The sequence below is a fragment of the Pantoea sp. M_10 genome (assembly GCF_008631515.1).
In the GTDB taxonomy this organism is placed as follows: Bacteria; Pseudomonadota; Gammaproteobacteria; order Enterobacterales; family Enterobacteriaceae; genus Pantoea; species Pantoea anthophila.
In genome coordinates this window covers 112,967-126,573 of sequence record NZ_VWUL01000003.1, presented here as the reverse complement: position 1 = coordinate 126,573, position 13,607 = coordinate 112,967, and the positions used below count along the sequence as shown (strand labels likewise).

Sequence of the window (13,607 nt, the reverse complement as noted above, 5' to 3'; positions counted from 1 at the left end):
TCACGCGCACGGCACCCAGACCGCGCCCGCCTCTGCCGATTTCACGCACTGCGCGACCCAGCGCACGCCGGTTAATCCGGCATGCACATCGGGATACCAGAAATCCTGCAGGAAAGCGGTGTCGCGGCGATCGGTGGCGTCCATCGCCAGCGCGAAGCGGCGATAGAGATTTGACCAGGCCTCAAACAGCCCCTCCGGATGCCCGCCGCCGATGCGATCCTCTTCCAGCGCGCGCGGGGTGAGATAGCCCATGCCACGCTCCAGAATCCGCACCGGCTCACCCTGCACTTCATAGCGCAGCTGGTTGGGCTGCTCATCCCACCACTCCAGGCTGGCTTTCGCGCCAACGACGCGAATCTTCTGCCCATGCATGGAACCGGCATTGACCGCCGATGCCCAGAGCGTGCCGACCGCGCCGTTGTCATACTCCATCATCACAAAAGCGTTATCCTCCAGCGGCGCGCGCGAGGCAACAAAGCTCTGGCGCGCACAGAGCAGCCGCGTCATCTTCAGCTGCGGCAGCATGGTTTCGGCGATAAACAGCGGATGCGTGGCCAGATCGCCTAATACATAGCTCGGCCCGACAAAACGCGGGTCTACCCGCCAGCGGGTACTTTCACTCTGCAGCTCCACCGCCTCATTATGGAAACCGTGAGCAAACTGCATGTTCACAATGCGAATCTCGCCCAGCGCCCCTGCCGCGATCATCTCTCTGGCCTGATGGATCAGCTGATGCCCGGCGTAGCCGTAGGTGACGCCAACAATCTTCTGCTTCTCCCGGCTGAGCTGCTCGAGCTCATCGGCCTCATCGACCGTAAAACAGAGCGGCTTCTCACACACCACATGCAGTCCGGCATTCAGCGCTGCCCGACAGATGGCAAAGTGGGTGTTGTTTGGCGTGGCGATGGACACCGCTTCAATCCCCTCTTCCCGCGCAGCCTCGCAGGAGAAGAGGCTGGCGTAATCGGGATAGCAGCGATCGGGCGCCACGCCCAGCGCCTGACCAAACTCGCGTCCGCGCCCGGCATCAATATCGAATGCGCCCGCCAGCAGCGTGAAGTTACCGTCACGCTGCGCCGCCGAACGGTGGATGTAGCCGATCTGGCTGGTGCCGCCGCCGCCGATCATCCCCCAGCGCAGTGAGCGATTAGCCGCTTTTTTTCCGTTAATCATGCTGTTGCCCTCAGAATCCTGTTGATCGGAGATAGTCCAGGCTGGCTTTCACATCGCGCAGGCTGGTGTCGGCATGGCGTGGGTCACGCTCCTGTTCAATGGTGATCCAGCCGCGGTAATGGCGTTCCGTCAGCAGCGCATGCACGGCCGGATAGTCGATTGCGCCCTGGCCCAGCGGGCACATGACGCCCTCCGCGCAGGCGGTGAAGAAGTCGACTCCGCGCGTGATGGCGTCCTGCCAGACCCGCAGATTCACATCTTTAAAATGGAGATAGTCGATGCGCGTCCAGTACTTTTGCAGCGCCGCCACCGGGTCCATCCCGGCGTAACAGAGGTGGCCGGTATCCAGGCACAGCCCCGCGACCTGATGCGGAATATCCCTGACCAGCTGCGCCAGCTCGTCGGCGAATTCGATGCAGCCACCCGCGTGCGGATGGATCACCGGCCGCACGCCATACTCCCGCCAGGCAATGTCGCTCAGAATGGTGATGTGCTGCATCATGCGCTGCCACGCATCCGCGGAGAGCCGGGGGGCCTTCTCTGACTGACCGGCATATTTCGCCCGTTCCGGATTGCCGAAGTCGATAATCACCAGATAGGGCGCGCTGGCTCCCGGGGTTTTCGCTGCTGTCGGGACACGGGCGAGCGTGCGGCAGAGGTTGTGAGTCAGCGTCACCAGGGTGGGGAAATGGGCCTCACTGACCAGATCGTCAAAGATCGTGCCCGCCACCAGCGAAAGCTGATGCGCATTGAGCTGCCGGGTCAGCTCAGCCGGATCGGTGGGCAGGTAGCCCCACGGCCCCAGTTCGATGGCCGGATAGCCCGCCTGCGCGGCCTCGGTCAGGACTTTCTGCCAGGGTGGCAGCCAGGGATTGGCGGGATCGTCCACGCCCCAGCTACAGGGCGCATTAGCAATGTGAAAGGTCATCGTGTCTGCCTCTGCAGTAAGAACTGCCGGCAGTATCAAACAAACGTTTCATCTTAGACAACGATGAAAGTTTCATTTTTTGATAGAGATCGCTTTTAAAAATTGCATTAAATGATAGATTTCTATCATTAAAAAGCTAACACCTTCTTTCTACAGGTTTTCCCGCGTCACGATCTCAAAGGGCACGGTAATCTGCGCAAAATGAGCCCGCGGCTCCATCCGCCCGTTCAGACAGGCCGAGACCACCGCTTCGGCCATCGCCTCAATACGATGGCGCAGCATCAGCGTGATGGTGCCGTCAATCAGCGCCAGCTCGTCGCCAGGCAGCGGGCCGTGGCACACCAGGTCAATCTGCGTGCGTCCGCTCTCACGCAGCGCCTGCACCACGCCCTCAATGCCGCCGCAGGGGGCATAAATCATGACCAGATCGTCATGACTCTCCAGCAGCGCCCGGGTGGCCTGGTAACCCCCCTCTGCCGTCTCGTGCGTTTTCAGCGGCTCCAGCACGCGCTGGCTGATGCCCGACTCGCGCAGGGAGGAGCGAAAACTGATTTCGCTGCTCTCCTGACAGGTAAAGCGATGGTCGCCGATCAGCACGCCCACGCACCCTGGCCGGCGCAGCAGGTGGCGGGCCATCCAGGCGGCAGTGCGTCCCGCCTTCTGGCTGTCGATGCCGATAAAGCCTGCATGTTCACAGGCGGAGAAGTCGGAGAACAGGGCGTAAACCCGCACGCCGAGCCGCGAAACATCCTGAATCGCGTGACGAATCAGCGGATGATCCAGCGCCACCAGCGCGATCACGTCGCAGCACTGCGCCAGCTGCCGCACTGAACGGGCAACCGCCTCCACGTCATGAATATCATGCCAGCAGAAGACCGGTTCACTGCCTGCAGGCTGCTGCTGCTCCGCCTGCTGTTTCAGCGCCTCGCCCAACTGCTGATAGAGCGAATAGCGCGCGGGCAGCAGGATAAAGCCAAAGCGTAACGCCTGCGCGGCGGGCGACGCGATATGCTGGCTGTGGGCCTGTGTCAGCTGATAGCCCAGCGATTTGGCGGCCGCCATCACCTTCTGCTCTGTGGCGCTGCGCACCGGTGCGCGACGGTTCAGCACCCGATCCACTGTGGCTACCCCCACGCCCGCCGCCTGGGCAACGGCGGTCATCGTCACTTTTGGCATCCTGTTTCTCCCTCTTCACGCTCTGTTGTGGTGACTGACGGTAACACTCTATCCCGGCACGCTCTTTTTCTCTCATTTATTTGATAGAAAATCTCACGCAAAGTTGATCGCTTTCGCAAAAATGAAACATCCGTTTCTTTCTGCGTTCTCTTTAAAACAGTCATTTGCTAAAACCGGTGAAAAGCTTGTGCGAAAGCGGCGCGCAAACAGGCGTCCTCTTCACTCAGGAACCGTTCCTTCAACCTTGCCGGAGCAGAGAGATGAAAATCGCTTTTGATGTGGATGTGATTAAAGAGCTGGGCATCACCCGTATGGTTCATCAGGTCGCCGACTGGGGATATCAATATATCGAACAGTCGCCGCATCCACAGATCAACCCGTTTTATAAACATCCCAAAGCCAGCCGCGAAATCATCACCGAATATAAAAATGCGCTGCGTGCGACCGGCCTGGCGATCTCCTCGTTTATCGTCGTCTATCGCTGGTCCGGCCCGGATGAGCTGCGTCGTCAGGCGGCGGTGAAGAACTGGAAGCGGATGATTGAGATCGCGGTTGAGATGGGGGTACCAGTGATCAATACCGAACTCTCCGGCACGCCAAACGAGCCGGAAATCTGCGAAGAGATGTTCTATCGCTCGATGGAGGAGCTGCTGCCGATCCTCGAACGTGAAGGAATACGCGTCGAAATTCAGGCGCATCCGTGGGACTTCTGCGAAGAGAACAACGAAACCGTGGATATCGTGAAGTCGTTCCGCAGCGATAACGTGAAGTATATCTACAGTGCGCCGCACACCTTCTTCTATGACAAAGGCAAAGGCGATGTGAAACCGATGCTGGAGTATGCCGGAGACGATCTCTCCCATATGCTGATTGCCGACACCATGAACCACACCCGCCACTGCCGCTACATCGTCAATCCGCCAGGCGTCGACGCCACTATTCATCAGCACGTCGGCGTTGGTGAAGGTGAGGTCGATTTCGACACTCTCTTCCAGACCCTGCGCGACACCGGCTTTGCCACACGCCGTTACAAAGTTGGCGGAGAGCCGATCATCGCGGCCTCGCTGTTTGGCTACCCGGAAAAGATGTCGGTTCAGGCCATCGAAACCCGCGAACGGATTGAGCGCGAACTGCTCTGATCCCCGCAGCCATGCAGCCCGGCAGTGATCCTCCGGGGCGATAACCGCCCCGCTTTTCCTTTTTTCATCTTCCCGATCGCCCAGACATCAGCGGATTGCCGCGCGCCCTCACGCAGCCAGCAGAGTTAAACCGCCTTTTCAGCACCTGCTACACTCCAGACAAACATCACACCACGAGGCGAACGTTTATTATGTCGGAAAATGCATATCAGCCTGCAACAGTCTGGAACTGGGATCCTGAAGCCAAAGGCAACGGCGCGAAAACTAATCGTCCGTTCGCGGGTCCTACCCATGAAAAAGCGCTGCCGGTCGGTAAACACCCTTTACAGCTCTACTCACTCGGCACGCCGAACGGTCAGAAAGTGACGATCCTGCTGGAAGAGCTGCTGGCGCTGAACGTTAACGACGCAGAATATGATGCCTGGCTGATCCGTATTGGCGAGGGGGATCAGTTCTCCAGCGGGTTTGTGGACGTGAATCCTAACTCAAAAATCCCGGCGCTGAGCGATCACTCCGTCACCCCGCCGCTGCGGGTGTTCGAGTCGGGCAATATCCTGCTCTATCTGGCGGAAAAGTATGGCTACTTCCTGCCAAAAGATATCGCCGGCCGCACTGAAACCCTGAACTGGCTCTTCTGGCTGCAGGGCTCTGCGCCTTACCTCGGTGGCGGTTTTGGTCATTTCTATCACTATGCGCCGGAAAAAATTGAGTACGCCATTAACCGCTTCACGCTGGAAGCGAAGCGTCAGCTCGACGTGCTGGACCGCCAGCTGGCAGATCATCGCTATCTGGCCGGTGAGGATTACACCATCGCTGACATCGCCACCTGGCCGTGGTACGGCAACATGGTGCTGAATGATCAGTATGGCGCGGCGGAATTCCTGGATGTGCAGTCCTATAAAAATGTGGTGCGCTGGGCGAAAGAGATCGCGCAGCGTCCCGCTGTCATTCGTGGCCGCAAGGTCAATCGTGTCATGGGCGACCCGGCCGATCAGCTGCATGAGCGTCATGATGCTGCTGACTTCGATACCCAGACCCAGGATAAAAAAGCGTAAGGAGCTAACCTGTGAGTGCATACGTCGTATTTATTCGTGATAACACCCTGAACCAGGACGAAATGAACACCTATTCTGAGAAAGCGGGCCAGGCACGCGGCGATCATCCGATCAATCCGCTCGCCTTTTATGGCGCGCTGGAAACGCTGGAAGGTCCGGAAGCGGAAGGCGTGGTGATTCTGGAATTCCCGACCCGCGAAGCGGCGCACGCCTGGTATGACAGCCCGGAATATCAGGCTGCCAAAGCGCACCGTCTGAAAGGGGCGAACTATCGCGTGGTGCTGGTGCAGGGCATCGACAAATAACACGCAGGGCGGCAGCGATGCCGCCTTTTTTACGCCTCCACCTTCTGCAGCGTCTGCTGCAGAAACGCCACGAACGCCGTCACGCGTGCCGGAAGCTGACGCTGCGCCTGCCAGACCGCAAAAATGTCGCCATCGGGTGCCTGCCATTCAGGCAACACCGGCAGCAGATCCCCCGCCGCGAGGCTGTGCTGCGCATCCCACCAGGAACGCAGCAGAATGCCATGCCCATCCATCGCCAGCCGCATCGCCACTTCGCCATCGTTGGTCATCAGACTGCCGCGCACCTTCTGGCTGATGCTCTGCTCACCGCGGGTCAGTCGCCACAGGGTAAAATCGCTGTCGTGCTGACGCAGTAGAATGCAGTTGTGTTCCGCCAGCTCGCTGACCGTCGCAGGCAGGCCGTGCCGGGCAGCATAAGCGGGGGAACAGCAGAGAATACGCGGATTGGTTCGCAGCTTACGCGCCACCAGCCGCGAGTCGGGCGGCTCACCGACGCGAATATCGATATCAATGTGCGCATCGAGAAAATTCAGCGGCTGGCTGCTGAGGTGCAGAGACAGCGCAAGCTGCGGATGCAGCGCGGCAAAGGCGGAGACGCACGGCGCGATATGGCGACGGCCAAACCCGAATGAAGCGTTGATATTCAGCGAGCCGCGCAGCTGAGCGGTTTCACCGCTGACCGCCTCTTCCAGCGCCACCAGCTGATCGAGCAGCGGGCGGGCACCTGCCAGATAACGGTGGCCTTCCGGCGTCAGCTCCAGCCGTCGTGTGGTGCGGCGCAGCAACTGCACACCCAGACGCTGCTCCAGCTGGCTCAGACGTTTGCTGACGGCCGCCAGCGACAGACCCAGCTCACGTGCCGCTGCGGTCAGGCTCTCCAGCCCGGCCAGGCGAACAAAGAAGGCCAGGTCATCGGTGGAGGTGCGGGATTCTCTACTTTTATTCAACACTGGTTTGCGTTTCAGACCCATTATTTCCCCGGAAGCGACAGTTATACTGCGGTCACAATTCGAACATCAACCGGAAAGGTGCCCTGTGACTGAGAAAATCCATCGTATTGCCGTGATCCCCGGCGACGGTATCGGTAAAGAAGTGATGCCGGAAGGCGTCCGCGTAATGAATGCCGCCGCCGAAAAATTTAACATTCCGCTGCGCTGGGAGTGGTTTGATTACGCCAGCGCTGAGTACTGGCAGCAGCACGGCAAAATGCTGCCTGACGACTGGTTCCCGCAGCTGAAAACCTTCGATGCCATCTACTTTGGCGCCGTCGGCTGGCCGGAGGTGGTGCCTGACCACGTCTCCCTGTGGGGGTCGCTGTTACAGTTCCGCCGCGAGTTCGACCAGTACGTCAACCTGCGTCCGGTGCGCCTGATGCCCGGCGTCAAAGCGCCGCTGGCCAATCGCCAGCCGGGCGATATCGACTTCTATGTGGTGCGCGAAAACACCGAGGGCGAGTACTCCAGCGTGGGGGGCACCATGTTCCCTGGCACCGATCGGGAAGTGGTGATTCAGGAGACGGTGATGACGCGCACCGGCGTCGATCGCATTCTGAAGTTTGCCTATCAGCTGGCGCAGAGCCGGCCGAAGAAACATCTGACCTCGGCCACCAAATCCAACGGCATCGCCATCACCATGCCTTACTGGGACAGCCGCGTCGACGCGATGTCCGGCCAGTTCCCGGAGGTTCGCGTCGATAAGTATCACATCGATATTCTCACCGCCAACTTCGTGCTGCACCCGGACTGGTTCGATGTGGTCGTCGCCAGCAACCTGTTTGGCGATATCCTCTCTGACCTTGGCCCGGCCTGTACCGGCACCATCGGCATTGCCCCCTCCGCCAACATCAACCCGGAGGGTCTCTTTCCCAGCCTGTTTGAGCCGGTTCACGGCTCCGCGCCCGACATCGCCGGTAAAGGCATTGCCAATCCCATCGGCCAGATCTGGTGCGGTGCGATGATGCTGGAGCATCTCGGCTACAAGGCGGCAGGCGAAGCGGTTCTGGATGCCATTGAACGCACGCTGGCGGCGGCTAAGCACCTGACGCGTGACCTCGGTGGCTGCGCCAGTACTGAAGAGCTGGGGGCGGCCATCGCCGCCGCACTGTAAGTGAATCTCGCTGCCGCCCGCCCCCGGCGGCGGCCCCTCACCACCGCGCTGTTTATTCCGGTAGCCGGACGACCATCGCCGGATGCCACCCTGCGGGTAAGGGATCCGGCCGCACGATGTTCAGGTTATGCAGGTGCAGGTTCTCTACGCCGCGCGCAAACAGCCCTGGCAGCCCGCCGGGATAGGACTCAACCCCAAATGCTTCTCCGGATGCCGGGTCAACCCGGTAGGCGTTATCCAGGCCCATGCCGGTCGGGGCGTCCGGGTTGCAGGGCGGCCGTATGTCGTAGTGACCCTGGGGCAATGACGCCACCGCCTGCTGCATCTGAAGCTGGCTGATAACCACATCGCGTATCCAGCCCGGTTCTGCCGCATGCAGGTTAATCGCCCCCTCGGCCACGCCGGTTATGGTACTGAACTGCACCTGCTCCACGACGCCGGGTGTGATGGCGGGATCGCGGCGGCGTACCGAAATATGCAGCGGATCGGCTTTGCCCCAGTGACAGGGCGGCGCGTGGTGACAGGCAAACGTCAGATTGCTGAACAGCAGACGCCGCATGGCACCGCCGTCGCGCGACAGAATGCCAATCCCCCGGTTCGAATCAAAAATGGTGCAGCCGGTCACCGTGACATCTTCCACATCGTCCCAGGTTTCGGTGCCAATCTTCAGGGCGCAGCTGTAGCTGCGCAGCAGGCAGTTGGTGATCATAATCTGCCGCGCCGGCCGCCGCAGTGCGGCGGGTTTATGGGTGGTTTTGATACAGATGGCATCGTCGGCGGCGCTGAAATAGCTGTTGCTGACAAACACCGCTTCGCAGCTGTCGATATCCAGCGCATCGGTGTTGGGCATCGTCATGGCGTTGTCGATGGTGAGGTGATCGATATGCACATGGCGGCAGCTCACCAGGTGGACCGTCCACATCGGTGCCTGCACCAGCGTAAAGCCGGTCAGCGTCACCTGCTCACAATCTTCAAACACAATCAGGCGTGGCCGGTCAGCGTGCGGCAGGCGATAGCCCTGCGCATCCCGCTCAGCGGCAAACCAGGCGTCACCCTCACCATCAATGCGGCCGGTGCCGCTGAGGGTGATATTGCGCTGGCCCAGCGCGTAGAGCAGCACGTTGTGGGATTTCTCCGCGCAGCTCAGCGCCTGCACCGCCTGATAGTCAGCCAGCTGCTGACTGGCGATCAGCACCGCACCCGCGTCGAGATGCAGCTCAATGTCTGAGGGCAGATTCAGGCAGCCGCTGCGATAGCGTCCGGCAGGCAGTGTCAGACGGCCGCCGCCCGCCGCCGCAATCTGGTCAAGGGCGCGCTGCAGCACCGCGGTGTCCGGGGTTTCGCCGTCGGCGGCAGGATGAAAATCAGCAAGGGAAAGGTGCATGGTGCGTCTCCCGCAGGTTTGAGGAGGAAAAATTGCAGCACGAAACGGCGCAGCAAACCTTTGTCTGGTCGCCAGTTCGCCGTTTCGTGCGGGCTGTCACAGATTACTTCACGGCCCCTTCCGTCACGCCGCTGATAAATTTGCGCTGGAAAATCAGGAACACCAGGATCAGCGGCATGATCACAATCATCGCCCCCGCCATCAGCACCGGAATGTCGATGGTATTTTTATTCTGGAAAAACATCATGCCAATCGGCAGCGTCCGCAGCTCATCTTTGTTCACCAGAATCAGCGGGATCAGGAACTCATTCCAGGTCCAGATAAACAGCAGCAGCCCCAGCGTGGAGAGGGTTGGCCAGATAGCGGGTACCAGAATGCCCCACAGGATTTTGACCCGCGACGCGCCGTCCATCACCGCCGCCTCCACCAGCTCTTTCGGCACCTGCTGAAAGGCGCTGGCGATCATCAGCGTGGTAAAGGGCAGCGACAGGGCAATCTGCGGCAGGATCAGCGCCAGATAGGTGTTGGTCAGCCCCATCCAGCGCAGCTCGTGATAGAGCGGAATGATAAAGGCCTCACTCGGCAGCACCATCCCCAGCGCCAGCATCGCGGCTATGACCTTTTTGCCGGGAATCTTCAGCCAGGCAAAGCCAAATCCGGCCAGAATACCCAGCAGCACGCTGAACAGCACCACCGGGATCACTACCAGCACAGAGTTAAGGAAGTAGACGCTGAAGTGTCCCTGCTGCCACGCGGTCAGGTAATTTTTAAAATTAAGCGAGGCGGGCAGCGTAAAGACGCCCTGAAACAGCTCCATCTGGGTTTTAAATGAGGTCATCAGCGCCATCAGAAACGGCAGAATCGTCATCAGCGCCACGATCCAGATCAGCGCGCGTGAAATGACCGGCGTGCTTCGCATCAGTAACGCTCCCTTAAGGCCAGATGGATCAGGTAGTTAATCCCCAGAACAATGATCATGCTGAACACCGCCACTGACGAGGCATAGCCAAAGTAGTGCAGGTCAAAGCCCTGCTTATACATAAAGATGTTGGTGACCATGGTGGAGGTGCCCGGCCCGCCCTGGGTCATGACATAGACCAGGTCGAAGGCTTTGAGGCTGGCGATCACCGTCAGCAGCAGGGCAATCCGCAGCTCGGGTCGCAGACCTGGCAGCGTGATGCGCATAAACTTCTGACGGCGCGACGACCCATCCAGGTCGGCCGCCTCCAGCAGGGAGGGGTCCATACGCTGCAGGCCCGCCATAAACAGCACCAGACAGAAGCCGAAGAAGTACCAGGTGGCGACCAGACCGACCGCGGGCAGCGCCCAGGTAAAATCGCCCAGCCACGACAGGGCCAGCTGCGGCAGGCCGACGGCGCGCAGTATCTGATCGATTGGGCCAAACGCCGGGTTATAGAGCCAGCGCCACACGACCCCCAGCACGGCCATCGGCATGATGTAGGGCAGGAAAAAGAGAATGCGCAAGACGCTGCGTTCCTTATTGTTGCGCGTCTCATAGAGAAAACTGCACAGCAACAGGCCAACGCCGATAGGCAACAGGGTATAGAACAGCATCAGGATGGCGTTATTGCCCAGCGCAATCCAGAACACCGGATCGCTGAACATCCGCATATAGTTACTGATGCCGCTGAACACCGGCAGTGAGGTGCCATCCCATTCGGTAAAACTGATGCCCAGCGAGGCCAGCAGCGGAAAGAGCAGAAATACCGCATAGACCAGCACCGCAGGCAGCACATAGAGAAAATTACGCCAGCCGCTTAAATTCAACATAACCCTACTCGTGACTCAGAACAGTGCTCAGGCCCGGCGCTTCGCCGGGCCTCCGGCTTAGTGTTTCAGGGTTTTCAGGTAACGCTGATAGTTGTTATCAAAGTTGACCACCATCTGATCGGCAGTCTGACGACCCGCCAGCAGCAGCTGGACATTCTGATTCAGCTCGGCATTCATGGTCGGGGTCGCCCAGTCCACGTAATGACCTAAACCGTCATACTCATTGAGCGTCAGCCAGACCTGATACGCCTCGGCCAGCAGCGGATTGTCCGCCGGCATGGTGGCCGCTTTGTTGGTGCTGGCAGGCAGGAAACCGACCTTCAGCCAGCGGTTCGCCATGGCATCAGAGACCATATAGTTGATGAACTTCGCCGCCCCCTCCTGCTGATCTTTGCCTTTGGCGGTGCTGGTGATGGAGAACGCCAGATCGGTCCCCCCCACCATCAGCGGCTGCTTCACACCTTCACCGGCAGGCATCGCCGCGAAGTGAATATCTTTGTTGTCTTTGAACTGGCCGAGGTACCAGGTGCCGCTGACCAGAAACGCCGCCTGGCCGTTCTGGAACAGCGTGGCGGCATCGTCATGGCCAATGCCCTGAAAGCCGGGGAAGAAGTAGCCTTTATCGGTCCAGCTCTTCATCATGGTGGCGGCGTTGACCAGCTTGCTGTCCCTGAAGGTGCCGCCCACATCGTAAATCAGGTTATCCAGCGTCTTGCGGTCACGGCTCTCGATCTGGGCCTGCCACAGGGTGCTGAGCAGCTGCTGGCCCATGTTGCCATCCAGCAGCCCCAGCATCATCGGCGCGGTGCCCTGCGCTTTGAGCTTCGCCATGGCGCTTTCCAGCTCTGCCAGCGTTTTCGGCACCGGAATGCCCGCTTTATCCAGCAGCGCTTTGTTGTAATAGAGTCCGACCATCTCCCCCAGGCTGGCGATGCCGTAGAGTTTGCCGCTGCCAAATTCACCGCTGTCTGACCAGCGGTTACGTTTCAGAATCGAGTCCGGAAAACGGGTCGTCCAGCCATAACTGGCTGCGTAGCTGTCGAGCGGCAGCAGCAGCTTATCTTTAACCAGCGAGCCCATATCCCCGCCGCCCTGGTTGACTTGCGCAATCTGCGGGCCGTCACCGGCGGTCAGCGCCAGCTTAAGCGGGATGCGGGTATCTTCAAAGGAGTGCACCGAGCGGTTAATAACAATGCCGGGATTCTGCTGAGAGAACTCTTTGATCCCCTCATCCACCGCGGCGGTCTGCTGCGGATAGTTGTAGATATCCCACTCATTGAGGGTCACGGCGGCGTGGGCGGCCTGCGAGACGCTGCCTGCCAGCAGGCCCGCTGCCAGCAGCCGACCCACATTGCGAATTCGGAACGAACGAACGGAGGAAACAGACATTATGCTCACCTTCTTCAGACCAGAATCGGCATCCCTGCATCTCACCGCCTGACATCCTGCAGGCTGAAGCCGCACACAAACGCACTGATTCATACTTACTTTAATAAAAAAATAAAGTCAAACAACCTGCCGCGGGAATTGCAACGCTGTGAGCGCGCGCAAATAAACAGCAATCCGGCGTGAATATCAGCACATCACGCTGGTCTGACGCCTGTTAACCGCGGCGGCAGCGTGCCCCGCGCGCTTTTCACAGCAGGAGATCGCCAGGCTATAATGACAAAATAACACCCTGATAAACCATACGAAAATCCTATCACGCTCACACTTTTCTCTTTTTACCGGCGCAGAATCTGCCGCCAGCCGCCGCCCTGCGGGCGTGCTGGCGATCACAGTTGTGCATCATGACGCCGTGAAAGATTGCTTAACCGTCAGCGTTAGTGCGATAAGGGAATTATTCTATCTTGAAAACTAAGTCCACTTTCATTAACGTAACTTTATCCTGTGGATCTGTTTACTCCCTGACCGTTTCACTCACTCATGAGACTTCACCATGGCGAATCAAGGTGTCATTCGTCCGGCCACGCCGGCGGACTTCCCGGCGCTCTACCGTATCTGCCTGGAAACAGCGGATGCCGGTGGCGATGCCCGCGCGCTCTACTCCGATCCCGACTATCCCGGCCAGCGTTTTGCCGTGCCCTACGCGCGGTTTGCGCCTGACTTCGCCTTTGTGCTGGAGCGTGACGGTGAGGTGCAGGGTTACGTTGTGGCCGTGCCTGACACCCGCGCGTTTGAGGCTCAGCTCGACGCCGAATGGTGGCCGCAGCTGCAGGAGAAATATCGCGACCGCAGCGCCAGCGCCCCGCTCGACAGTAAAGTGCTCGACGCCATCCGCCAGCCCGACCAGGCCGCGGAGACGCTGGTGACCCGCTGGCCCGCGCATCTGCATATCAACCTGCTGCCTGCCGCCCAGAAAGGGGGCTGGGGTCGCCGGATGATTGAGCATGAGCTGGCGGCGCTGCGGGCCGCCGGGGTCAGCGGTGTCCATCTTGGCGTCAGCCTGCAGAACGAGCAGGTGTGCGCCTTCTATACGCGTATGGGGTTCACCCCTATCCTGCGCAGTAATGCCATCTACATGGGCCAGTTACTCTGAGTGAGGTAGCC

13 protein-coding genes are annotated in these 13,607 nt (G+C 59.6%); 5 read left to right on the top strand and 8 right to left on the bottom strand.

Going from position 1 to position 13,607, the window contains the following annotated elements:
- The 3 genes from F3I47_RS10395 to F3I47_RS10385 all read right to left on the bottom strand — a co-directional run bounded on the left by F3I47_RS10395 (position 1) and on the right by F3I47_RS10385 (position 3,277).
- Positions 1-1,173 (bottom strand): Gfo/Idh/MocA family protein, encoded by a 1,173-nt coding sequence (locus tag F3I47_RS10395; protein WP_150028738.1) that lies wholly within the window; start codon positions 1,171-1,173, stop codon positions 1-3.
- Positions 1,174-1,183: 10 nt separating this feature from the next.
- On the bottom strand, positions 1,184-2,101 hold the full coding sequence (locus F3I47_RS10390) for a TIM barrel protein (protein ID WP_009092521.1): 918 nt from the start codon (positions 2,099-2,101) through the stop codon (positions 1,184-1,186).
- Between the two features lie 150 nt (positions 2,102-2,251).
- Positions 2,252-3,277: a LacI family DNA-binding transcriptional regulator gene (locus F3I47_RS10385; protein WP_140922742.1), complete on the bottom strand. Its 1,026-nt coding sequence runs from the start codon at positions 3,275-3,277 to the stop codon at positions 2,252-2,254.
- Positions 3,278-3,537: 260 nt separating this feature from the next.
- Between F3I47_RS10385 and F3I47_RS10380 the strand changes: the two genes are divergently transcribed.
- The 3 genes from F3I47_RS10380 (at position 3,538) to F3I47_RS10370 (ending at position 5,776) form a co-directional block, all read left to right on the top strand.
- Complete coding sequence (locus F3I47_RS10380; protein ID WP_009092524.1) at positions 3,538-4,416, top strand: sugar phosphate isomerase/epimerase family protein; 879 nt, start codon at positions 3,538-3,540, stop codon at positions 4,414-4,416.
- A gap of 191 nt (positions 4,417-4,607) precedes the next feature.
- On the top strand, positions 4,608-5,471 hold the full coding sequence (gene yghU, locus F3I47_RS10375) for a glutathione-dependent disulfide-bond oxidoreductase (RefSeq protein WP_150028739.1): 864 nt from the start codon (positions 4,608-4,610) through the stop codon (positions 5,469-5,471).
- An 11-nt stretch (positions 5,472-5,482) separates the two neighbouring features.
- Positions 5,483-5,776, top strand: coding sequence for a DUF1330 domain-containing protein (locus tag F3I47_RS10370; RefSeq protein ID WP_009092527.1), 294 nt, complete (start codon positions 5,483-5,485; stop codon positions 5,774-5,776).
- A gap of 29 nt (positions 5,777-5,805) precedes the next feature.
- On the opposite strand, the gene F3I47_RS10365 is transcribed toward F3I47_RS10370, so the two are convergent.
- Positions 5,806-6,747 (bottom strand): LysR family transcriptional regulator, encoded by a 942-nt coding sequence (locus F3I47_RS10365; protein ID WP_150028740.1) that lies wholly within the window; start codon positions 6,745-6,747, stop codon positions 5,806-5,808.
- A 64-nt stretch (positions 6,748-6,811) separates the two neighbouring features.
- On the opposite strand from F3I47_RS10365, the gene F3I47_RS10360 reads away from it, so the two are divergent.
- Positions 6,812-7,882: a tartrate dehydrogenase gene (locus tag F3I47_RS10360; protein WP_150028741.1), complete on the top strand. Its 1,071-nt coding sequence runs from the start codon at positions 6,812-6,814 to the stop codon at positions 7,880-7,882.
- Positions 7,883-7,934: 52 nt separating this feature from the next.
- On the opposite strand, the gene F3I47_RS10355 is transcribed toward F3I47_RS10360, so the two are convergent.
- From F3I47_RS10355 to F3I47_RS10340, 4 genes are all read right to left on the bottom strand, one after another.
- Complete coding sequence (locus F3I47_RS10355) at positions 7,935-9,266, bottom strand: glycoside hydrolase family 28 protein (protein WP_150028742.1); 1,332 nt, start codon at positions 9,264-9,266, stop codon at positions 7,935-7,937.
- 103 nt (positions 9,267-9,369) lie between these two features.
- Complete coding sequence (locus F3I47_RS10350; protein WP_009092533.1) at positions 9,370-10,185, bottom strand: carbohydrate ABC transporter permease; 816 nt, start codon at positions 10,183-10,185, stop codon at positions 9,370-9,372.
- Positions 10,185-11,057 (bottom strand): carbohydrate ABC transporter permease, encoded by an 873-nt coding sequence (locus F3I47_RS10345; protein WP_009092534.1) that lies wholly within the window; start codon positions 11,055-11,057, stop codon positions 10,185-10,187. The genes F3I47_RS10350 and F3I47_RS10345 overlap by 1 nt, the downstream gene beginning before the upstream one ends.
- A gap of 57 nt (positions 11,058-11,114) precedes the next feature.
- Complete coding sequence (locus F3I47_RS10340) at positions 11,115-12,446, bottom strand: extracellular solute-binding protein (RefSeq protein ID WP_046101049.1); 1,332 nt, start codon at positions 12,444-12,446, stop codon at positions 11,115-11,117.
- Positions 12,447-12,996: 550 nt separating this feature from the next.
- On the opposite strand from F3I47_RS10340, the gene F3I47_RS10335 reads away from it, so the two are divergent.
- Positions 12,997-13,596 carry a GNAT family N-acetyltransferase gene (locus F3I47_RS10335; protein ID WP_046101048.1) on the top strand — a complete coding sequence of 200 codons (600 nt, stop codon included), beginning with the start codon at positions 12,997-12,999 and terminating at the stop codon, positions 13,594-13,596.
- Positions 13,597-13,607 lie beyond the last annotated feature (11 nt).

Excerpts from the sequence above, each read along its gene's own strand:
- F3I47_RS10335 (WP_046101048.1), top strand. The coding sequence starts at position 12,997 with ATGGCGAATCAAGGTGTCATTCGTCCGGCCACGCCGGCGGACTTCCCG.
- F3I47_RS10365 (WP_150028740.1), bottom strand. The coding sequence starts at position 6,747 with ATGGGTCTGAAACGCAAACCAGTGTTGAATAAAAGTAGAGAATCCCGC.
- F3I47_RS10390 (WP_009092521.1), bottom strand. The coding sequence starts at position 2,101 with ATGACCTTTCACATTGCTAATGCGCCCTGTAGCTGGGGCGTGGACGAT.
- F3I47_RS10340 (WP_046101049.1), bottom strand. The coding sequence starts at position 12,446 with ATGTCTGTTTCCTCCGTTCGTTCGTTCCGAATTCGCAATGTGGGTCGG.
- yghU (WP_150028739.1), top strand. The coding sequence starts at position 4,608 with ATGTCGGAAAATGCATATCAGCCTGCAACAGTCTGGAACTGGGATCCT.
- F3I47_RS10385 (WP_140922742.1), bottom strand. The coding sequence starts at position 3,277 with ATGCCAAAAGTGACGATGACCGCCGTTGCCCAGGCGGCGGGCGTGGGG.
- F3I47_RS10355 (WP_150028742.1), bottom strand. The coding sequence starts at position 9,266 with ATGCACCTTTCCCTTGCTGATTTTCATCCTGCCGCCGACGGCGAAACC.
- F3I47_RS10345 (WP_009092534.1), bottom strand. The coding sequence starts at position 11,057 with ATGTTGAATTTAAGCGGCTGGCGTAATTTTCTCTATGTGCTGCCTGCG.
- F3I47_RS10380 (WP_009092524.1), top strand. The coding sequence starts at position 3,538 with ATGAAAATCGCTTTTGATGTGGATGTGATTAAAGAGCTGGGCATCACC.
- F3I47_RS10350 (WP_009092533.1), bottom strand. The coding sequence starts at position 10,185 with ATGCGAAGCACGCCGGTCATTTCACGCGCGCTGATCTGGATCGTGGCG.
- F3I47_RS10395 (WP_150028738.1), bottom strand. The coding sequence starts at position 1,173 with ATGATTAACGGAAAAAAAGCGGCTAATCGCTCACTGCGCTGGGGGATG.